This is a genomic window from Paenibacillus sp. NRS-1760, from assembly GCF_050467785.1.
In the GTDB taxonomy this organism is placed as follows: Bacteria; Bacillota; Bacilli; order Paenibacillales; family Paenibacillaceae; genus Pristimantibacillus.
Genome location: NZ_JBITPK010000018.1, coordinates 104,477 through 126,174 on the forward strand (window position 1 = coordinate 104,477; position 21,698 = coordinate 126,174).

Genomic DNA, 21,698 nt, shown 5'->3' on the forward strand with positions numbered 1-21,698 from the left:
GCCTCACCGCTCTAGAGCTTCTCTTCCGTCCCTACTCTGCCTATACTGTCCCGGAGTTATGCCTTCGTACTTTTTAAACACCCTTAGCAAAGATTGGCTGCTTGCAAAGCCGCATTGCTCGGCAATATCTTGAATGGCGTGGTTGGTCTCAGCAAGCAGCGATTTCACCTTGTCAACACGCCGCTTATTAACAAAATCAACGAGATTCTCTCCGGTTTGCTCTTTGAAAAATCGAGATAAGTAAGTCGGATTAATATCGAAAGCAAGCGAAATGCTCGTCAGGCTAATATTCATATCATTCAAGTTATGAAGGACATGCTCGACAACTTGGCTCTTCAAATCGGTATTATGGCTTTTCTTCTTTTGCTGCAAATAATCACAGGCTTTCTTTAGGAAGTCCAAAATTTCTTCTTCCATCTCTGCGAAGGTTTCGCACTCTGTAATCTGCTTAATTAAATCCGTTTTCTCCACCATAATTTCTTTCGTGCTAAGTTGAAGCTGCTCTACCGCTTTCAGCATCGTGCCGACGAGTTCGAACATCAGCAATTTTCCCATTTGAATGGACAGCGTTCCCTCGGAAAAATTCGTAATGAGGATACGCTGCAGGACAGCTGCCGCCTCATCGTAATTGCCTGCCGCCATCAAGTTAATTAATTGACGTTCGGTATCGAGCGGATAATACAAATCATTTTTGGGACGCTTAATCGATTCATAGGAAATGATTTGGTTGGAGCCAAGAACAAGCTTATATTCCAGAGACTCGACCGCTTCCTCGTAGCATTTTGGGAGCGTCGACCAAAACGTATGGATATCACTGACACCCACGGAAAAACGAACGAAAAATTTATCTTGAATAAAACGTTTAGCGTCATTTGCCACTTTGAGCAGCTCTTTCTTTGCTTCCTTCTCTTTCCCTAGGACGTTTACAACGCAAGCAATCATGCCGTCAACTTCCGTGAAATAAGTGCGATGGCCTGCGGATAACAGCTCCTCAAAAATGTTCGTAACGATCAGGTAAACGAATTGAAGCTTCCTCTCCGCATCCATTTCTTGATTCGCCTGAAACAGCCGTTCATATTCTTCGATCTGCAGCAGCAAGACGGCAAACCGGTCTGTCTCGAACCGAAAATCAAATGATTCAATGGCTTGCGGCAGTGCGGAGCTCATATCCACCCGGCCTTTCAGCAGACGGGCCAAAAATTGATTGCGCAGCACTTGATGCTGCTCGAGCAGCTTTCTACTTGCTTCATCTTGGATGGCTGCGCTGTCGGTCATAAACGATTGCAGAACCGCAAATTCGTTCGGCATATTCATCATGTTTGTTTTGACCTTTGTTGAAACAAAATTCATCATATTTTGAATAGGGGCATAATTTCTTCGCGTAAGCCAAAAGGCGCTAAGTCCGCCCAGTCCGATGCAAAGCAGCATCGCAATATAAATTAAATTTTTAAGCAGCTTCACTTTAGCGGAATACACTTGCTCCGGCAAAACCGAAATATAGGTCCAATTCGTCGTATCCGACTTCACATAAGATATGGCCGCATCGTTGCCGTCCACTAATTCCGTAAGAAAACCGCGTTGATTGCTCATTTTCGGTATCGGCAGCTCAGCCAGTCCAGTCTGAGGGCCAGTAATCATGATGGGATGGCCCTCGCGATCGAGGATATAAACCGAACCCTCGGTTGCTAGACCAACTTTCGAAATCGCTTGCTTGAGCCGATCCTGATTGAGCAGCACAACAAGAGTCGCAGGGGCAGCTTTAATCTCTTGAATAGGCAAGGATTGCACGTAAACGAGCGAGTTTTCCGTTTGTTTGGCGCCTTCATTTAATGTAACGAAAAGACCAGCATGGCTCGCCCGGAGCCACTCTGTCCATTCCGCAAAGCTTTTTCCCGATGCCTTATGGAGCACGGAATACAAATCGTCTGCCGGCATAAACGTCGTTGTCGTTATCCCATATTCTTTGTTCTTGAGATAGATATAGGCATCGGTTATATTGCCGTTGGCAATCGTATAAGACTGAAGGCTCGAGATCATTTCCATCGTGCCGAACCTGGCTTCCGCCGTATCCAACGTTTCACGGTTTAAATACGTCATGACTTTCGGGTCAAACGATAATTGCGTGCCTAACCTGCGAATGTCAGTGATCTGATTGTCCACTAATTGCCGAACCTGATCGAGGAGCGTGTCGTTAGCTCTGCGCACTTCCTTGACCAGCATTTCTTGTGATTGCAGCAGGACGATCAAGGTAATAAGGATTGGAATAAATAAGACAAATAAATACGAGTACAGCCAAAACTTATAAACCTTGCGTTTCATATGAGCATCCACCGCCAGAGAATTATACTCCGAGTATATACCAACTACTCTTTTACCGCACCGATCATAACGCCCTTCGCGAAAAACTTTTGCAGAAACGGATACACAAGCAATATCGGAAGCGTCGCAACCATAATCGTGGCATATTTGATGCTTTCCCTGATTCCTTCTTGATCCGCCATTGCGTCTCCCAGCTGCATGGAGCTCGTATCGTTAATGACCAATATTTCTCGTAAAATGATCTGCAGCGGAAATAATTCACGGTCACGGATAAACAACATCGCATTGAACCAAGAATTCCAGTGGGCAACGCCGTAGTAAAGGATCATAACCGCGATAATCGGCATGGAAAGCGGGACGACGATTTTGAACAAAATACCGAACTCCCCGGAGCCATCTATTTTGGCAGATTCGATCAAGCTCTCGGGAATCGCCTCGAAGGAGGTGCGCATGATGATCAGATTCCATGTACTGATTGCAACCGGCACGATTAACGCCAGCAAGCTGTTGCCCATATGCAGCCAGTTGTTGATCAATAAATAAGTGGGAATCAGTCCGCCGCTAAAATACATCGTAAATATGATAGCGATCATAATCGGTTTGCGCAGCATGAACTTACGGGACAGGCCGTAGGCGCCAAGCGCCGTGAAAAACAAGTTAAACAGCGTTCCAGAGAAGAGGATCAGGAGCGTATTCCGGTATCCACTGAATATATTCGGATTGTCGAGCACGCGGGAGTAAGCCTCCCAGCTAAATCCAAGCGGACCTAGGAGCATGCCTTGATGTGCAATCAATCGATTAGAGTCGCTTAAGGAAGCCATTACGACATGATAAAAAGGATAAATGGTGACGACGATAAGCAAAAGCATGAGAATGGCGTTCAATATATCAAATGTGCGGTCTGTCATCGTATTATTTTTCAAGTTCCCATTCCCCCTTACCATAATCGGTTCCCGGATACCCGGCGGGAAAACCAGTTGGCGCTAATGAGCAAAACAAAGTTGATGCCCGCTTGAAACAAGCCGACAGCAGAAGTAAAGCTGTAGTCCTGACCTTCCGCAAGCCCTTTCCTGTACACAAAGGAGGAGATAATATCCGCAGTCTCATAGGTATTCGGATTGTAGAGCAATATAATCTTCTCAAATCCGATATCCATAAGTCCTCCGATTCTAAGAATGAGCAAAATCATAATGATTGGAATCAATCCCGGAAGCGTAATGCTCCACATTTGCCTAAACCTCCCGGCACCATCGACTCTGGCCGCTTCGTAGAGCTCGGGATTAATGCCGCTGAGCGCCGCTAAGAAGATGATGGACGACCAGCCAAGCTCCTGCCATATGCTGGAGAATACATAAATGAACCGAAAGTTAGCGGCATCGCCAAGCAAAGTAGTGCGTTCGCCCCCGAAAAATTCGATCATCGTACTGATAATCCCATCACGGTTCGTAAAATCGAGAATGAGTCCGCAAATGACAATGAGTGATACAAAGTGAGGCAAATAGACGACTGTTTGAACGACGTTTTTAAACAGCTTCAAACGAATTTCATTAAGCAAAATAGCAAGAATAATCGGCGCTGGAAAACCAAACAAGAGCTGATAGAAGCTTAGCAGCAGCGTATTGCGCAGCACCCGCCAAAAGTAGATGCTGTCAAAAAAGTCCTTGAAATTGTCAAGGCCAACCCATGGGCTTCCCCATACACCCTTGGCAATGCTGAAATCCTTAAAGGCAATAATCGAACCGTACATCGGAAGATATTTGAAAATAAAATAATATAAAACAACTGGCAGCACCATAAAATAGATGGCTTTATTTCTCACAAGATCGTTAGCTAGTTTTCTCATCATCGCAGGTGCACTCTCTTTCCACCGAAATTGATTTTTAAAGGAAGGGGAGTGTGTTCCCCCCTTCCTTCAATCGGTTTAACGTTTGTTGAAACGGTCGAAAGCGGCTTGCTGAATTTCTATCGCGCGCTCGATTCCCATTTTCTTAAACTGCTCGATCGCTTTATCGAAGCTGTCCAAACTAGAGGTGCCCATAATCAGTTTCGTGACAATCTCTGAACGATACGTATCCACATCCGTCATAATTTTGCTGAATTCGCTTGCTTCCTCCGGCGTTAAAGAAACGGGAGGAATGAGAACGGAGGCAGAGTTTTTCGCGAATTTGGCATACGCTTTTACTGCTTCCTTCTGGGCGTCGAGCGAATAGTATTGGTCATTATAACGGTCATCGTCCGGACCCGGGAACGGATAGTTCGCAATGAAGTTCTTCGCCATCGCTTGGCCGATCGGCAGTCCGTCCGGATTTTTCATGATCAAATCCGTAAATTTAGGCTGGCCATCCACCAGCGTATACGTTGTGCCGTCAATACCGAAGTTTTTCAGCATAGCGCCTTCTTCGCTGAACAAATAATCAAGCGCCTTAATCGTAGCTTCCGGATTTTTGTTTGCACTTGTGATGACAGCTCCCGTATTGCTGTAATCCCAGCCGGTTTCCGTAAATTTAGGCTCATCTCCTTTATTCATTACCGGATATTGAGCGGCGGAAAGCATCGCCTTCGGATCCGCCTGCTGCAAGGAAGGAAGCCATGCGCCCATGCTGCCGCCAATGTAACCGAAGGTAGCGGCTGCCTTGCCTGAAGTGATCTTCGCTTCCTTCGCTTTGTTGTCGTTAGAAGCATAGTCCGGATCAATCAAACCCTCTTTATACCATTTTTGCATACGCGCCAAGTAGTCCTTAAATGCAGGCTGAAGCGGCCCATACTGGATTTTGTCGCCATTCAGATAAAAATCTTTGCCGATGCCGTATGCCCCGATAAAGTCCATCGAGCTTTTTGATCCTAGAAGCATGTCTTTCTCGGACGTATATGGAATGACGCCTTTTTTCTCTTTAATCGTTTTTAGAACAATCTCCCATTCGTCGATCGTTTCGGGCAGCTGCAAGCCCAGCTCATCGAGCCAATCCTTCCGTATCATCTGGCCGGAGAACGTTTTGTATTTGCCGTGATCGCCAACCTTCAAGTTAGGGAATACGTAAATATCCCCGTTATCCGCTTTAATTTGCTTGGCGATAAGCGGATATTCTTCGAGAATTTTTTTCAAATTCGGTGCGTGCTGATCGATAAGATCGTTTAATTTAATGATCGTTCCATCCTGAAACAGCTTGGCTGGACCGCCTTGGAAGTTGGACATGTTCCACACAATCAAGTCCGGAAGCACATTGGAAGCTACCATCACGCCGAATTGCTGCTGAGCATCGGCGCCCGTGCCCGTCGGATGTTCAAAGTCGAATTTCACATTCGTCTTTTTCTCCCATTCCTTCACCATCGCTACATCGCTTAAGCTTTGAACGACGGCTTGCGCATTAGGGTTTAAAGGATGCCAAAGCTTTAGCTTTACAGGTTCAGCCGATTTATCGCCTTTCCCCGCATTTTCTTTCGCTCCGTTGCCGGTTGCCGCGTTGTTAGCGGGTTGTTCTGACTTGCCGCTGGAGCAAGCCGTTGCAATTCCTCCGAACATCAATACGATGGCAAGCAGCAGAGCAATTCTAGTAAATATACTTTTTTTCATGCGTGACTCCCCTTTACGAATTTATTTATGAGGCGCCTACCGGTTGCCGGCTCGCCTTAATCCCAATCTAATCGATAATAGCAGCCCCGTACATTTTCAATTGCTATAACGGTATTCATTTTTGTACAAACAGCGATTTACGATTCTTTACACGATATCCTTTTTTGTAGAAAACCTTTAAACAATGCTGTTGCGACGCCTTATTTCAACCTCATCGGGTTCGCCCCGAGGCCCGGAAATTCCTCTACCTGAACATGAATAGAAATGATTTCCGCAAAAAAAAGATGTCACGGATTCCTAAGAATATTCGGGACATCTTTGCTTCTTCGGGCTATTTAATTATAAGTGCTTGTATTAACCGGTTTCCGGCTGATGCTCCGGCTGATGCAGGGCGACCGTGCCGTCATCAAGACGCAGCCATGATTCCACTTTCCGTTCGTTTTCGGTCAAGCGGATAACGCGGGCACCCCGCGGGAAACCTTCCTTGCCGTAAGTGTTGTATCCTGTTGCTCGTCCGTAATAAAGACGAATCCCGTAAAGCTCTCCCCAATAGTCGTTCGTGTGGTCATGGCCGCAAAAAGTTGCAATCACGTCTCCCTGTGCCAACATCGCTGAGAAGAAACCTGCTTGCGTCTGCGCGACGCATACCCCCTCATGTTTATGGCCATAGCACATTTCCCGGTCCCACACTTCTTGGTATTCAGGCAGAGGGATGTGAAAGAATGCGAGTGCCGGCAATACAGCGCCCTGATGACGAGCTTTCCACGCCTTGGATTGCTCCATGTACCACTGCACTTGATCATGCTGAATCCAATCGTAGCCGGGTACGCCAGGCAGCTTGGAATAATCGCCAGAATCCAGGCAATAGAGCATAGCGGCCTCTTGATCGTTGTCAGACCCAAGTACAGGTAACGCGTAGTTGCCTGTGCCATGGATATCCCGCGGTCCCGGCTCGGCAAAGGTGTGAGCGTGCTTTAGCACCTCGCCCATCAGGTCATCGCGGGTAATATCGTTCTCCGTGTCATGATTGCCAAATACAATTCCCCATGGAATGCCTCTCTGCTCCGCAGCGGCAACCGCGTCCCGAAACGCTTGAAGCGGGTCTTGGCATAAGACTGCCCCGTCTGAACCTCTGCCCGTGTAAATGACATCTCCTGTAAACATAACAAAATCCGGTTGTTCAGCCTCAAGTACAAGCTCCATCGCAGCCTTGGAACGCAAATCTAAGTCCGATCCGTCCTGCCAATGAATATCTGTGAACTGGACAATTGTAAAAGTGCCGTCTTTGCGAAAACGAAGCTTTTTGGCGTTTTCCATCTTCATCCTTACTCCCTCTCCATTAGGTATTCAGGTGCTATTGTTTAATGCCCTGATGACGCAATCATAATGATGCCCATAACTACAGCGATCGAAGCCGTAATTCTGCGAGTCCCTTGCGACTCTTTTAATACAAATAGACCAAGGAGTGTGCCAAACACGATTCCCACCTCGCGCATAGGCGCAACTGTAGAAATATTGGCATTTCTGGCTGCAAACAAAAACAACAAGTACGAGCCCGGAGACAAGAGAGCGCCAATCCAAATAATATTAATATGAGTGCGAATAACATGCTTAAGCCGTTTAGAGCGAAGAACAGCAGGCGTCAGTCCGAGTACAAACCCGATATTCGTCACCTCAAGCAGCGCAAGGGGAGAGAGATGCTGTAAATTCACTTTATCGATAAGCGTGTAAGTGGTAATGCATAGCCCAACGCTCATCGCCAGCAGTACAGGCTTATAGAAAGACTGCTGATGCCCTTTGCCCGAAGATCTTCCGAGCATGACGATGAACCCGATCAGCATAAAGCTGAGTCCGATCCAGCCCCACAAAGGCAATGTCTCTTTTAATAGCAATACGCCGATGGCTGGGATAAGCAAGGTTGGTGTCCCCCGCATGATCGGATACACTTGCGATAAATCTCCAGCATTATAGGTGTACGCGAGCAGCAGCGAATAAACGCTTTGCATCATTAACGATGCCCCGATTAACAGCCACTGTGTCTGCGATAGTGACGCACTCGAAAGTTCATTAATGAGTGTCGGCAGCAAAACAATAGTCGCAGGCATATAAATCACCCATAAGAACAACGCTTTATCCGTACTTTGCTTAGCTAGCATATTCCATACCGCATGCGCCAAACCGGAACACAAGACAAGAATAAGAGAAATAACAATCAATTAAGAAACACCTCCATTGATCCACATTTAGATTCAACTATCAGTTCCACATATTCCAACACAATATCACATAAACACACACATTTACAATATCTTAATATATACTTTTCATTAGAAAGCAAAAAAGACCCTTGGTATATAACCAAGAGTCTTTAGGACAGTCAACGTCCACTTTATTATTCATCTCTACTCATAAACAATCTCAATGCCGCTCCGTTTATATTTATCAACTAGATCAAGGCCGATCTTCGAATCTGTAACGAAACGTTCTACATCCGCGCAACCGCACACCTTGAGCAGGGAGACTTGATCAAATTTGCTGCTGTCGGCAAGCGCGATCGTGCTTTTTGCATTTGCTTGCATTATCTTCTTCACCTGTACTTCACCAATCGCGTTGTCAGTAATGCCTTCGTCCAATGTAACTCCGCTCATGCTCATAAAAAACAAGTCTGCATGAAAGCGGGAAGCGAATTCTTCAGCCAAGTCTCCGATAATGCTCTGTTCTGCTTGACGGATAATACCTCCGATCATGATCAGCGTAAAACCGGGGACATCGATTAGTTCATTTACGATTGGCAAGGAATTCGTAATAATCGTCAATCGCTCGAACTTTGTCTTGAGCATCTTCGCAATTTGAGTATTGGTTGTGCTCACATCAAGTGCGATGGACATTCCTTCCGTTACATATCGAATGGCGAGCTGGGACAATTCCGTCTTCTCCGTCAAGTAAATCGACTCACGAATCGGCAGCGGGATTTCCCGGCTGTAATCCGGCTCTTTTAAAATCGCACCGCCATGAACCCTCTGCAATAAGCCTAGGTTCTCCAAATGCTCTAGATCGCGCCGTATCGTTTCAAAAGAAACGCCAAACGATTCCATAAGCTCCGACGCTCGAATCGATTTGTCGCTATTTATTTTTTGGATAATTAATTGATGCCGCTGCTGTGCGAACAATTGCTATCACTCCTCTATGCCGTGCCTTCCGGTAATTCCTGCTTCTTGATTAGTAGTCTACCATAAATCAAGGAAAGAGGCTCAGCTGCTAAGAGCAGTGTTCATCTTGTATCCCTTTCATTCGCGGCATTAAATTTTAATGCAATAGCGGCTTTCAGCATTCTCATGTCACGCTCGCTGTCCAAATAAAGCTGTTCCGCTTCTTGCTGCGTGATCCTCTCGAACCGAAAACGGTCGCCGGGCTTTAGCTGTGCAAAAACAGGAATATCGACCGTTGCGACTTGCGCAATACGTAGATAACCGCCCGTTGTCTGTCTGTCCGCCAGCAGCACGATCGGCTCTCCGCCAGCCGGCACTTGGACCGTTCCGTTTGCGACAGCCTCCGAAAGCAGCTCAAGCGGCTTCGCGAGCGTCAGCTTCTCCGTTCCTTCGAGCCGGTATCCCATTCGATCGGACTGTGCGGAAATCTGGAAGCTCTGGCTAAAAAAGCTCGCCCGGCTTGTCTCTGTAAACAGCTCGTAATGCGTGCCCGTCATCGCGCGAATGATCGGGTCCGCTAGATTGTCCGCTATCGCAAAATGACTCGCATGCCAGAGCGGCACCGCAACGCTGCCATTCCATCCGCGGCGCAAAGCATGCTCCATTCGCTCTGACAGCAGGCTCGGCGCCTTAGCAGCCAGTACATCTCCTGACTTTAATGCCCTTCCGAAATAACCTCCGATTGCGCCGCGCAGATACGTACTTTTGCTTCCCATGACCTCCGGTACATCAAATCCGCCCGCAACTGCGAGATAGGAGCGGCAGCCCGATTGGCAAGCTCCGAATTTCACGCTCATTCCCGCGCGAACGAGTACTGGTCTCCATAAGGGCAGCGTCTCACCTCCAGCGGTAACAGACATACGCGCGCCGCAAATAGCGAGCAGCGTATCCTTCTCCATATAGAGCTCCGTTCCGGTAAGCATAATTTCCAGCACTGCCTCACTATCCTCGTTGCCAACTAACAGATTAGCCGCACGCGAAGCTCCCGTATCCATAGCCCCGCCGGCGACTACGCCGTATTTTTGATACCCATGCCTTCCGAGATCTTGTACAGTAACGAGCAAGCCGGGACGAACAACTTTTATAGTCATAATTCACCTTCTAAATAAAGCTTGTACTGCCGCTCCGTTATCGGCTTAAACCTAATCAAGTCCCCCGGTCTAAGCAAGCTTGGAATTTCGTCCTGAGGACGAAATAGAGCAAGCGGCGTTCTGCCGATCAGCTGCCAGCCGCCCGGCGTTGCAACCGAATATATGCCCGTCTGCTTGCCAGCTATGCCGACGCTACCCTGAGGAATGATCGTCCGGGGCGTCTGATGCCTTGGCGCGGCAATTCGCTCAGACATTCCTCCCAAATAAGGAAAACCTGGCGCAAAGCCGAGCATATGGACCAAATAGCTGCCACCAGCATGTATAGCGATCACTTCCTCCTCCGGAAGTCCGTTAAGCTCAGCAACTAGGCTAAGGTCAGGACCGTACTCTCCGCCATAGCAAACCGGAATTTCAATCGTTCTATCCGCCTGATCGGAAGAGTGCAGCTGCTCTATAGATAGATACGTCTGCACTCTAGCGCATACCGTTTCAAAGATTGTAGCATGCTGAAGCTCGGCTGCAGTGCGGCTTCTCTTCACCAGCAGCGGGTCATAGTGGATCGCCACTGAGACAAAAGATGGGACGCATTCAATGAATCCAGCAAATGGTTTCCACTCCAAATGGCGGCTTAAATTCATGACCGTTTGATTCGTTTCTTCGTCAATGGAGCTGCCTAAACGAATAATAACGGCAGAGTCACCAAGCGGCAGCATTTCAATAGGAGCCTGAGGTTCCGTTGCAGCCTTCTCCATGCTCATACACCCGCCTTCTGAACAGATATGCTCGCTGCCTCTAATGCCGCCCGCAGTCTTATGACATGCTCTACTGCGCCTGGCGTATCCCCATGCACGCATACCGTATCCACCTTCAAAATAACGCTATGATGTTGTCTCGATTTGACCTCGCCATACTTGATCATCCTTATCGCTTGCTCTGCAGCGAACACAGGATCAACAATGACGGCGCCTTCCGTCCCTCGCGGCGTTAGTGATCCGTCCGACTCGTAAGTTCGGTCTGCGAATACTTCATGGATTGTACGCAAGCCTATAGCTTCGCCTGCGTGAATAAGCTCACTGCCCGATAATCCGAACAGCATCAGACTCGGATCAACCTTATATATTGCCTCTGCTATCGCGTCGGCTAACGGTCTGCTCTTCGCAGCCATATTATACAAAGCGCCATGCGGCTTCACATGCGCGACGCTTCCACCTTCTGATTTGGCAAAAGCATACACCGCACCCAGCTGATAAACCGTCAGCTCATATGCCTCCTCCGGCGTTATGGCCATCACCCTTCGACCGAAGCCTGCCAAATCCGGCAGCCCCGGATGCGCTCCAATGGCTACATCATGCCCTAGCGCCAGCTTAACCGTGCGCCGTATAGTCGCTGCATCTCCAGCGTGAAAACCGCAAGCGATATTCGCTGAAGTAATATATTTCATCAGCTCGTTATCGAGGCCAGCTGTGTAAACTCCAAAACCTTCTCCCATATCGCAGTTTAAATCCACGCGAAACATATGCTCTCCCCCGTCTGCTCGCCTGCCAAAGCCAGCACTATTTCCAAAATTATATCAAATTTCAGCTCGAAAATAAGCAGCCCTATCCTCTGCGTCTCTCCACCATAAGGCTAAACTACAAAAAAAAGAAGCAGCGCCGGTCCAGCGCTGCTTCTTCCATATTATTTGTTTATTCCCCGCCCATAAATACGTAACGGCCAATGATAAGCACCGCTAGAATCCACATGAGCCAGTGAACCTTGTATTTGCCTTTGCCTGTTACATTAGCAACCGTTGCAAGCAATACGTACGATACGATACCGAACGAAATACCGTTTGCAATGTTGTAAGTAAGCGGCATAAGTGCAAGTGTCAAGAAGGATGGAATTGCATAAACCATATCTGAAAAATCGATATCTTTTACCGATTGCATCATCAGCACGCCTACGATAATGAGTGCAGCAGCTGTAGCCGCACCTGGAACAAGCGCAACGATTGGAGACAAGAAGATAGCAAGCAGGAAGCACACGCCTGTCGTTACTGCCGTTAGGCCCGTACGTCCGCCTTGCGCAATACCTGCAGAGCTTTCGACGAATGCGGTAACTGTACTTGTACCAAGCACCGCGCCGCCGCTGACGCCGATCGCATCAACGAACATCGCTTTACCTACACGTTTTTTGCCCTTTTCAGCATCCTTCATGTAGCCTGCACGGTTTGCTGTACCAACTAGCGTACCGAACGTATCGAACATTTCGACGAAGGTAAATGTCAGGATAACCGTTACCAGTCCGACTTCAAATACGCCAGCAAAGTCAAAATGCCAGAAGTTCATTTTGGAGAAATCAGGCACCCATGTTTGACCAGTGAATGCTGCTTTCACATCAACATGACCCATTAGAATAGCAATAACAGTTGTACCTAGAATACCGAACAAAAGCGCTCCCGGTACACGCAATACCATCAGCACGCCAATAAGAAGCAATGCAATCACGGTAAGTACAACCGTTTCATTATGGAAGCTTCCCAGTTGAATAACGGTTTCGGAGCCGCTCACTGGTGTGAATTGACCTGCTTTAATGTCTGTGAAGCTTGATACTGCGATTGTCATAATTCCGCTGTTTTTCAAGCCGATAATGGTGATGAACAAGCCGATACCGACTGTAATCGCATGCTTCAAGCTGTCTGGAACAGCTGTGATAAGCATTTGGCGAATTTGGGTAAGCGTCAATATGATAAAGATAATACCTGAAATAAATACTGCGGTTAGTCCCATTGCTGGTGAGATCGGTGCGTCCGTTGACGCCGATGCGATTACGACCGATGCAAAATACGCATTAAGACCCATACCTGGTGCTAGCGCAACTGGGAAGTTAACGAACAAGCCCATTGCGATGGTGAAGATACCTGCTGCTAGTGCCGTTGCAAGAAACACGGCAGTCCAATCCAAGCCAGCTGGCGTTAGTATGATTGGATTGACGGCTAATATGTAAGCCATCGTCATGAAAGTCGTCAGCCCCGCCATAATCTCTGTTCTGACATTTGTTCCGTGTTCCTTTAAGCGAAAGAAACGTTCCATTTTGATTACAAACCTCCCAAAAATGTGGTGGAACAAACAAAGAAGCCTAGTAAAAATGCAATAGATCGCATTTCTCCTAGGCTCTGCAAAAAGGGGAAAAAGATACCCGCTGGACCGCTGCGAGCTTTTTCCGCCAATTTCGTAGCCTGATCATTTACGGTGACCGAGTAGAGACTCTCAAGCCGATTCTTGAGATTATACGAAAAGATATGCTGTTGTTGTTTTCCGATTTCAATTTTAAAGAGAAGTTGCCCATTTTGTCAACAACTTTTACGAACGTTATTGGCAATACATACGTACAACATTCGTTTTTAGCAAACATTTCTAACATTCTACCTTTTTTTGACTAGTGAACGGTACATAAGAAACAGGAAGTATGGAGCTCCAATCAGCATAATGATGAGCCCGGAAGGAATCTCCTTTGGAGCCATCACCGTTCTTCCAATCGTATCCGCAATTACGAGCAGCAAGGAGCCGAGCAGACCTGACAGGATGATCGAGCGCCTTGTGTGATGTCCGACCATCATCCTTACCGCATGCGGCGCCATCAATCCAAGGAAACCAATCGTTCCTACGCTCGCCACCGCTCCCGCAGCAAGCAGCACGCCAATGATCATAGCCCAAAGCCGTGTGCCTTTGACCGGTAAGCCAAGACCTGTCGAGCTTTCATCTCCGAAGGCGAGCAGATCAAATTTCCTGCTCAAATAATAGGCCGCCGGTACAAGAATAAGCAGAAAAATGAAAATGCTGTTAAAATGGCTCCAGCTTCGGCCATACGTCGTTCCCGTTAGCCAAACAAATGCCGTGCTGCTCCATAAGCTTGCCTTTACGATCATCGCCTGAATGCCAGCAGCTCCGATGGCGGACACCGCGATGCCAAGCAGGATGAGAACGGATGGGTTAAGCGATTTGCGCCAAGCTAAGAAAAATACAACAGCGGCAGCTAGAGCGCCGCCTGTAATAGCGGCAATGGGCAGCGCGAAGATCGGCAGCGTTGGCCATGCAACGAGCACGACCAAGGCGCCAAAGCCCGCACCCGAGGTGACGCCGATAATAGAAGCATCTGCGAGCGGATTGCGAACAGCGCTTTGAATGAGCACGCCGCTGATTGCGAGCGCGATGCCTCCCCCTGCTGCAACGAGGGTGCGCGGAAGCCTTAGATTCAGCAGCACAGAGTAGGAATCGTCACCTGCTCCGAATAGGCTTCTAAGCAATTCCATGATCGGAATTTTTGTACCGCCGAGCGACAAGCTAACGAGAACGACCGCAGCCAGCAATACGGTCATGGCTAAGGCAGTCGGTGCAAAACGCAAGCGGAATGGAGCACCTCCAATGCTCATCGACGACTGTCCTGAGCCCGAAACAGAAATATTTTTCATCTTGGTAAGCACCAGCCAAATGAGCCAAGGCGCCCCGATAATCGCCATGACGGCGCCTACCGGCATTTCGCCGAGACTGCTTCGTACCATGCGGGCAAGCACATCCGCTGCCGTTATGAGCAGCGCTCCCCAAAGCGCGCTCGCAGGAATAAGCAAACGATGATTTCTTATGCCGGAGAGCCTAACCAAATGCGGAGCTACAAGACCAACGAAACCAATCGGCCCTACGACGCTGACCACGATGGCTGCCATAAGCACAGAGAGCGCCAGCCCTCCCGCCCGGGTTAAGCCTACGCGCTGCCCTAATGAACGAGCAGTCGATTCGTCCAGCTCGAGCGCATCGAACTTGCGTCCGGCAAGTATCGCAATGACGAGCAATGCCGCCACAAGCGGCCAAGCATACTTCACGCCGCTCCAATCAAGCTGAATTAATGTGCCTCCACCCCAAAGAAACAACGATTGCGTTTCCGTCGCTTTAAAAATATGTATTGCCGACGTAAACGCACCGAGCACCATCGAGACGATCATCCCTGATAACGCTAGCCGAACCGGCGTTGCCGCCCGCCCGCCGCCAAGAAAATAAGCAGCCAATGCCGCAAGGAAACCTCCCACTGCCGCCAGCAGGAAAGGTGCCTCATGCTGCAGCGCAGGAAAAGCGACCATGCCGAGCACAACCATAAAATAGGCTCCAGCATTAATGCCCAGTGTATCGGAGGCCGCAAGCGGGTTTTTCGTTATCGTTTGCAATAACGCTCCTGCCGCCGCTAACGCAGCTCCCGCTATAATGCCGATAACGGTTCGCGGCATCCTAATATCCCAAAGCAAATTATGCTCCATCACATCCTGCCGATTAAGCAAGCCGTCAAATACGACTGCCGCTGGAATTTTTGCTTCCCCGAAGCAAAGACTCAGTATGAACAGAAAGAAAAGGGCGGCAAGGCCGCCCCCAAATATACCAATCATTCGCCAAATCATACCCAATGAGGCTTCTTTATTTTGCTTCTTCATGAGCTCGCTCATTTCGTTAATGTATTTACGACTTGGTCTACGATGACTTTGGAGGAGATCGGACCGCCGAACACCCATGTCGTGCTGTCGAGAGCAAACGTACGTTTTTCTTTCACGAAATTAAGACCGTTCCATACCGAATTGTCTTTCAGTGTGCCTGAAAAAATGTCGTCATCCTTTTGAACGATATAGATCAGGTTCGTATCTTGAATAGCCGGCAGTGCTTCTACCGTCGAAGTAGTAAAGCCATACATTTCAAACTGCTCCGGTTTCCAATCGTTTTTGAGGCCAATACGATCCAGCGTTTGAACCGCTAGCGAATTATCCATGAATAGACGCATCGTTGCAGCATTCTGATAGCTGAATGCTTGCGTCAGCACATAATTCAAGCCTTCTTTGCCTGCTGCAGCAAGCTTCGTTTTTGCATCCGCATAATGCTGATCCAGATCGGCAATTACTTTGTCGCCTTCTGGTGTTTTGCCGACTGCTGCCGCAATAGATTTGAATATATCAATCATTTGCGTGTATTGGTCGCCTTTGCCTTCAGCCGGATAAAGGCTGAATAGCAGCGTTGGCGCAATGCCCTTCAGCTGATCGTAGATCGCTTCGTGGCTGTCCGTAATGCCAATAATGAGGTCAGGCTTCAAGGCTGCGATCGTCTCAAGGTTTGGCTCATGGCGGAAACCAACGTCCGTCACGCTTGCGTCAAGCGGCGCCTCTCCTGTTACCCATTGCTTATAACCCTCGTTGTCCGCGCTGCCTACCGGCTGCATTCCAAGGGCAATCATGTCCTCTGTAAACGTCCACTCCAGCACAACAACCTTTTGAGCCGGCTTCTCAAGGGTAACCTCACCTTTCGCATCCTTCACGACAATCGGACCATCCGTTTTCGCGCCAGCGTCGTTCGTAGCAGGAGCGTTAGTGCTTGCCTTGTTTTCTGCCTTGTTGTTAGCCGCATTATTCGCACCGCAGCCTGCAGCCACCACCATTACGACGATGACCATAATCAAACTCATTAATCGTTTGTTCATTTTTTTCTTACCCCCTATTTGTTTAAACCCTGCTTCATTCGCTGGGTTGATAACTGATCCCAATATAGTGATAATGATTATCATGTTCAAATACCTTTGTTATCATATAATCGATAGCATTAGATGTCAATGGAAATATTTTGTATTATCAACTAATTCCCGATGTGAAATCTATAGTTAAAAGCAAGCCAAAAAAGGGCGGGAGCTATGCTCCTGCCCTTCCTGCCGACTGCTTTGCAGCCTAGTTTATTCTTTGAAAAAATTCGGCAAATACTTTTTGTTCGCCTCAAGCATTTCTTCAAGCAACGCCTTAGCCACCGCTACGCTTGGAACAAGCGGGTGATGAACGAGTGCTTGCAGCGCGATCCCTTTATCTCCACTGATTGCAGCTTCAATAGTAAGCGATTCATACGTTTTTACAGCATGCATTAGACCTTTAATTTGCTCTGGAACACGCTGCAAAGGCAGTGGAATCGGGCCTTGAGCCGTAACGACACAGTTAACCTCGATGCTTGCATCTTCAGGCAGAAAATCAATAATGCTGCCGTTTCTAACGTTCAACGTCTGAATATCACGTTTGTCGGTATATAGAGCATGCATCAAGTTAACAGCTGCCTCAGAGTAATAAGCACCGCCGCGCTGCTCAAGCTGCTTTGGCTTCTCCGTCAAATTAACATCCTTGTACAGCTCAAACAATTCTGTTTCGACCCGGCTTACAACTTCTGCGCGCGTGCCGTTTTTCTCTAGCGAGTCTTTCATATCCGCGAGCATCGAATCCGTCATGTAGAAATAACGGAGGTAATACGTTGGTATCGCGCCTAATGAGCGAAGGAAATCTGCATCCCAGTCAAACGCGGTTACGTTTGTAGCTGAATAGTCGCGACCGGCTCCGATCATCTCATTCAATTTATCCTCACCGTTTACATAAGCGGCTGTAACCCAGTGCAAATGATTGATCCCTACGAATTCAGGCAATACTTCACTCTCGCTAACGCCATACTCTTTAGCCAGAAACTTTTGAAAGTTAATTGGTGAATTGCATAGTCCTACTGTTTTTACTTTGCTGTATTTTTGAACCGCTTCGGTTACAATACCCGCTGGATTTGTGAAATTAAGCATCCATGCATTCGGTGCAAGCTCTTCAATATCCTTACAAATATCCAGAATGACAGGTACAGTACGAAGTGCTTTAAACATGCCGCCTGGTCCAGTCGTCTCTTGTCCAATTACACCATGTGAAATAGGAATATGCTCATCACGGCGTCTCGCTTCCAGCAAACCTACCCGCATTTGTGTCGTAACGAAATCTGCACCAGCGATCGCTTCACGACGGTCAAGCGTTAGTTTCACTTCGATTGGCAGGCCAGCTTTCTCTACCATCCGCTTCGCAAGCTCGCCAACGATTGCCAGCTTATGACGACCTTCTTCGATATCAACAAGCCAAAGCTCACGAATCGGCATTTCATCATACTTTTTAATAAAGCCTTCTACGATTTCTGGCGTATACGAAGAACCGCCGCCAATGACGGCGACCTTTAGTGGTTTTTTGGACATGTGAATGAGCCTCCCTTAAATGTTTAAACTATTTTTAAAATGTAATTTTTCTAAGTGCTGCGTCTACCGCTTCATCAATCACAATGCCGCTGCTATCCATCGCACTCATTACTGCTCCAATAACCGGATCGACCGTCAATCTGACTGTCTGCGCTTGCGGCGAAACCGCTACAACAGCTTCACTGATTGCATCGACCATATGTGTAGAGCCGCCTCGCGACATTACGCTGCCAGCAAGGACAACATCGAATTTTTCTTTTTCCATGCCTAGCCGCTTAATCAACGCATTTACAGAGTTCGCATGCTCACGTCCAGCTTCCTCCAAAAGACGGATGGCTACAGCATCCCCGAGAGCAGCGGCCTCAAACATCACTTTAGCAAGCTCATGTGACGGACGTTTGCCGTTGTCCAGCGCGTCATCGTACATCTCTTGAATCGTATGATAGCCAAGCCGCTGGGGAACCATTTCACTAAGAAGCGTCGCTTGCTCTCTGCCTTCCCAAGCACGAATTGCACTCCGGAAAGCGTGGATAGCCAGATCCGTTCCCGAACCATGTCCATCTCCAAATAAATAACCGAAGCCGCCATATTGCAGCTCATCACCTTGAGGGTTACGGGCAGCAGCGTTAAAGCCAGTTCCGCTAATGATGACCGCTCCGTATGATCGGTTCGTCCCTGCACGCATACCAATCATGGTGTCGCATGCGATCGCGTGATTTTTATAGTCAAGTGAAGCAATCATCGGTCTTAAAATTGCATAGTCAGGCTCGCGATCTGCTCCAGCAAGTCCGAAATAGGCAAATGTCACCTGATCCTTCGTCACGCCTGCATCCTGAAGCGCTTGCTGACAAGCATGATCTATGCTGTTTTTTGCTGCTTCAAAAGCGGTTTGGTGATTTCCATTTCCGCCGAGGCCTCTGCCAAGTACACGTCCTGTCTCATCTACGAGCAGAGCATGTGTCTTGCTGCCTCCTGCATCTATACCAAGGAAAATAATATCGCTCACACTCCTTATTTGTACTTTCTTCTATTTTAAAATAAAAAACATCGTTCTTCTAATGAAAAAGAACGATGTTATAATACTATCTTACTGTCTTTTAGGATCGCAGCTCGGATGGGAGCTTCCCCACATGCTGCTTGAACAGCCGATTGAAATTAGATAAATTGCGAAATCCGCATTCAGCTGCGACTTCAATAATCTTTTTGTCTGTGGATTCAAGAAGATAAGCCGCCTGTGACAGCCGCATCTGAATCAAATAATCCATAGGAGAGGTCCCAACAACCTGAACAAACAACGTGCTGAAGCGCGATGGACTCAAATGCGCAGCCTCTGCGAGCTCTCCAAGCGTCCATGGATAGGAAATATCAGCCTCGATGTCATTCAGCACGCCTCGAATCGTTTCCATACCACGCACATGCTGCGCTCCCGTTTCGTTATTTTTTGCAAAATAGCGATTGACGAATGCAAGCAATTGAATGAGCTTCGCCCGCACCACCACTTCAAAATGCGGCTCCTTCAGCTCAAACTCAGCAGACATATCCTTAATAATGCCGCCAAGCTCTCCCAGCTTCGGATGCTTCCGATCAAGCACATTATCAAATCTTAACCCAATATCCCGAAATGGAATAAGCAGCTCCGCATCGTAGCGCTGCTCTAAAGCAAGGTAAGATGAATCAAACATAATAATGCTCATGACCAGCTCCTCTGATTCAAATGCACGGTGCAAATCATTGGAATGAATAAGTACGATGTCTCCTTGCTGGAAGTCGTAACGGCTCCCGTTAATCAGATAGTAGCCGCTCCCCTTCTGTATGTAGTTAATTTCGAGCGCTTTATGCCAATGCAGTCTTTGAAAGGTCGGGGAAACCCCTACAGATTGCGATATTGTTATTGGAAAAGCCAGCGGCAGCTCAATCCGATCTTCGCTGATTGAAGGATATTGGTTCATTGTATTCTCCTTAAAGTTTTGCGAATGCAAAACTACTTCGTAAAAACAAGATAGAATTTACTATTGTTCTCATCAAAGATTATAGCAGAAATCCGCGTCTTGACGACATCTGTAAGCATTTGGTATTATATAACCATTGGTTAGTAACCAGTGGTTACTAATGTGAAGAGGAGTGAATGATCATCGCTACTAAAAAAGAATTACGCGCAGAGGAAACAAAACGCGCCATCATCGCCGCAGCTGAGAAGCTGTTCGGGGAACGCGGATACGATTCCGTTTCAATAAGAGAAATTGCTAAGGAAGCCGGCTGTTCTCATACTACGATCTATATTTATTTTCAAGATAAAGAAGCATTGCTTCATGCCTTATCTATGCAGCCCTTACAGCTGTTGAAAGGTGAATTAGACACACTTGCAAAAGACGCCTTCCTATCCGCTGACGACAAGCTTAAGCGAATGAATGATTTGTTTATTCGGTTCTGCTTAAACAACAGAAGCATGTACGCTATATTTTTTGAGGTTAAGTCCTCCCGTGTCGATGAACTGGAGCCTGAGCTAGAAATAAATCGTGTGCGCAATCAGATGTTCAACGTTATCGTCCAGCTTTTGAAAACAAATCTTAATTTGCCTGAAGGCGAGCAGCTCCTAAGCTGTTCACGCATTTATTTCTATATGCTGCGCGGGATTGTTGGCACCTATACGCATTCGGAAGAGAGTGTGGACGCCATTTTCAGCCGACTCTCCACTACTTTTGATCATGCCTTTGAAGCACTCCTTATTGGATTCGACAAGCAGATAAACGAAAGAAGGATTGATACATGACTTTTTTATTGTTTCTCTTTCTATTTATCGTCGTATGCGGCTGGCTTGATGCACGAATTGAACGAAAGGTGGCGAAGTAAATGCTGGCTGGACATTTTGGACTTGCGGCCATTGTAAAAACGATGGAGCCCAAGGTACCCTTGTGGGTTTTGATGGCTAGCACACAGCTTCTCGATATCGCATTTATCCCGCTCCTGCTCACAGGGTCAGAATCTATTGATAAAATAGGCGACGGTGGTTATGGTGAAGCTGTTATCCATGCTGACTATACACATTCTCTGACTGGAGCTTTGCTAATAGCGGTTGCTGCTGCTTTAATTTCATGGCGGATATGGAATAAGCGAAGTGCAGCCGTCATTGGCTCACTGGTCTTCAGCCATTGGTTGATTGACCTGCTTGTTCATCGCAGCGACATGCCGCTCCTGCCCGGAAATTTAGGCGGTTTCCCTCTACTCGGCTTCGGACTCTGGGAACTGCCGGCAATTAGCGCCATATTAGAGCTGTCCCTAGTTCTAACGGGTGCCAGCTTGTATTTATGGTCCATTAAGAAACGAACGGCAAAGCAAAAGTATGCTGGTTCCACTGCCTCTAAACCAACGGTACGAACCTATGGCGCAGGCTGGATCATGGCGGTATTCCTAATTCTTACATTTGCGGCCGATTATTTCTCACTCTAATATACAGATCATTCAAAG

At 47.6% G+C, this 21,698-nt stretch carries 18 protein-coding genes and 1 riboswitch; of the genes, 2 read left to right on the plus strand and 16 right to left on the minus strand.

Annotated elements, in window-relative coordinates:
* Positions 1 to 3: 3 nt before the first annotated feature.
* The 16 genes from ACIFSR_RS26020 to ACIFSR_RS26095 all read right to left on the minus strand — a co-directional run bounded on the left by ACIFSR_RS26020 (position 4) and on the right by ACIFSR_RS26095 (position 20,182).
* Positions 4 to 2,319 (minus strand): helix-turn-helix domain-containing protein, encoded by a 2,316-nt coding sequence (locus tag ACIFSR_RS26020; protein ID WP_430061059.1) that lies wholly within the window; start codon positions 2,317 to 2,319, stop codon positions 4 to 6.
* Positions 2,320 to 2,363: 44 nt separating this feature from the next.
* Positions 2,364 to 3,227: a carbohydrate ABC transporter permease gene (locus ACIFSR_RS26025; RefSeq protein ID WP_256711070.1), complete on the minus strand. Its 864-nt coding sequence runs from the start codon at positions 3,225 to 3,227 to the stop codon at positions 2,364 to 2,366.
* Positions 3,228 to 3,256: 29 nt separating this feature from the next.
* A complete protein-coding gene (locus ACIFSR_RS26030) occupies positions 3,257 to 4,162 on the minus strand; it encodes an ABC transporter permease (RefSeq protein WP_054027178.1) in 906 nt (301 codons plus the stop codon).
* 78 nt (positions 4,163 to 4,240) lie between these two features.
* Positions 4,241 to 5,890, minus strand: coding sequence for an ABC transporter substrate-binding protein (locus ACIFSR_RS26035; RefSeq protein ID WP_339206934.1), 1,650 nt, complete (start codon positions 5,888 to 5,890; stop codon positions 4,241 to 4,243).
* A gap of 354 nt (positions 5,891 to 6,244) precedes the next feature.
* The gene (locus tag ACIFSR_RS26040) at positions 6,245 to 7,213 is read right to left on the minus strand and encodes a metallophosphoesterase family protein (protein ID WP_430061061.1); all 969 of its coding nucleotides are present in this window, start codon (positions 7,211 to 7,213) and stop codon (positions 6,245 to 6,247) included.
* A 38-nt stretch (positions 7,214 to 7,251) separates the two neighbouring features.
* Entirely contained in the window at positions 7,252 to 8,106 is an 855-nt protein-coding gene (locus tag ACIFSR_RS26045) for a DMT family transporter (RefSeq protein ID WP_430061063.1), read from the minus strand.
* Between the two features lie 186 nt (positions 8,107 to 8,292).
* Positions 8,293 to 9,060 (minus strand): DeoR/GlpR family DNA-binding transcription regulator, encoded by a 768-nt coding sequence (locus ACIFSR_RS26050; protein WP_430061065.1) that lies wholly within the window; start codon positions 9,058 to 9,060, stop codon positions 8,293 to 8,295.
* Between the two features lie 101 nt (positions 9,061 to 9,161).
* A complete protein-coding gene (locus tag ACIFSR_RS26055) occupies positions 9,162 to 10,190 on the minus strand; it encodes a biotin-dependent carboxyltransferase family protein (RefSeq protein WP_430061067.1) in 1,029 nt (342 codons plus the stop codon).
* Positions 10,187 to 10,948, minus strand: coding sequence for a 5-oxoprolinase subunit PxpB (gene pxpB / locus ACIFSR_RS26060; RefSeq protein WP_430061069.1), 762 nt, complete (start codon positions 10,946 to 10,948; stop codon positions 10,187 to 10,189). Before pxpB ends, ACIFSR_RS26055 begins: the two co-directional genes overlap by 4 nt.
* On the minus strand, positions 10,945 to 11,706 hold the full coding sequence (locus tag ACIFSR_RS26065) for a 5-oxoprolinase subunit PxpA (RefSeq protein ID WP_430061071.1): 762 nt from the start codon (positions 11,704 to 11,706) through the stop codon (positions 10,945 to 10,947). The genes pxpB and ACIFSR_RS26065 overlap by 4 nt, the downstream gene beginning before the upstream one ends.
* 169 nt (positions 11,707 to 11,875) lie before the next feature.
* On the minus strand, positions 11,876 to 13,261 hold the full coding sequence (locus ACIFSR_RS26070; RefSeq protein ID WP_076271118.1) for an NCS2 family permease: 1,386 nt from the start codon (positions 13,259 to 13,261) through the stop codon (positions 11,876 to 11,878).
* Positions 13,262 to 13,383: 122 nt separating this feature from the next.
* A riboswitch (purine riboswitch) is annotated at positions 13,384 to 13,484 on the minus strand.
* A 109-nt stretch (positions 13,485 to 13,593) separates the two neighbouring features.
* On the minus strand, positions 13,594 to 15,648 hold the full coding sequence (locus ACIFSR_RS26075; protein WP_430061073.1) for an iron ABC transporter permease: 2,055 nt from the start codon (positions 15,646 to 15,648) through the stop codon (positions 13,594 to 13,596).
* A gap of 8 nt (positions 15,649 to 15,656) precedes the next feature.
* Positions 15,657 to 16,679 carry an ABC transporter substrate-binding protein gene (locus tag ACIFSR_RS26080; RefSeq protein ID WP_430061075.1) on the minus strand — a complete coding sequence of 341 codons (1,023 nt, stop codon included), beginning with the start codon at positions 16,677 to 16,679 and terminating at the stop codon, positions 15,657 to 15,659.
* Between the two features lie 246 nt (positions 16,680 to 16,925).
* On the minus strand, positions 16,926 to 18,233 hold the full coding sequence (locus ACIFSR_RS26085; RefSeq protein WP_339206919.1) for a 6-phospho-beta-glucosidase: 1,308 nt from the start codon (positions 18,231 to 18,233) through the stop codon (positions 16,926 to 16,928).
* A gap of 34 nt (positions 18,234 to 18,267) precedes the next feature.
* Complete coding sequence (locus tag ACIFSR_RS26090) at positions 18,268 to 19,239, minus strand: N-acetylglucosamine kinase (RefSeq protein ID WP_430061077.1); 972 nt, start codon at positions 19,237 to 19,239, stop codon at positions 18,268 to 18,270.
* A 91-nt stretch (positions 19,240 to 19,330) separates the two neighbouring features.
* A complete protein-coding gene (locus ACIFSR_RS26095) occupies positions 19,331 to 20,182 on the minus strand; it encodes an AraC family transcriptional regulator (protein ID WP_430061079.1) in 852 nt (283 codons plus the stop codon).
* Between the two features lie 176 nt (positions 20,183 to 20,358).
* On the opposite strand from ACIFSR_RS26095, the gene ACIFSR_RS26100 reads away from it, so the two are divergent.
* The gene (locus ACIFSR_RS26100) at positions 20,359 to 21,003 is read left to right on the plus strand and encodes a TetR/AcrR family transcriptional regulator (RefSeq protein ID WP_430061081.1); all 645 of its coding nucleotides are present in this window, start codon (positions 20,359 to 20,361) and stop codon (positions 21,001 to 21,003) included.
* Between the two features lie 80 nt (positions 21,004 to 21,083).
* Positions 21,084 to 21,680 (plus strand): permease, encoded by a 597-nt coding sequence (locus tag ACIFSR_RS26105; protein ID WP_430061083.1) that lies wholly within the window; start codon positions 21,084 to 21,086, stop codon positions 21,678 to 21,680.
* Positions 21,681 to 21,698 lie beyond the last annotated feature (18 nt).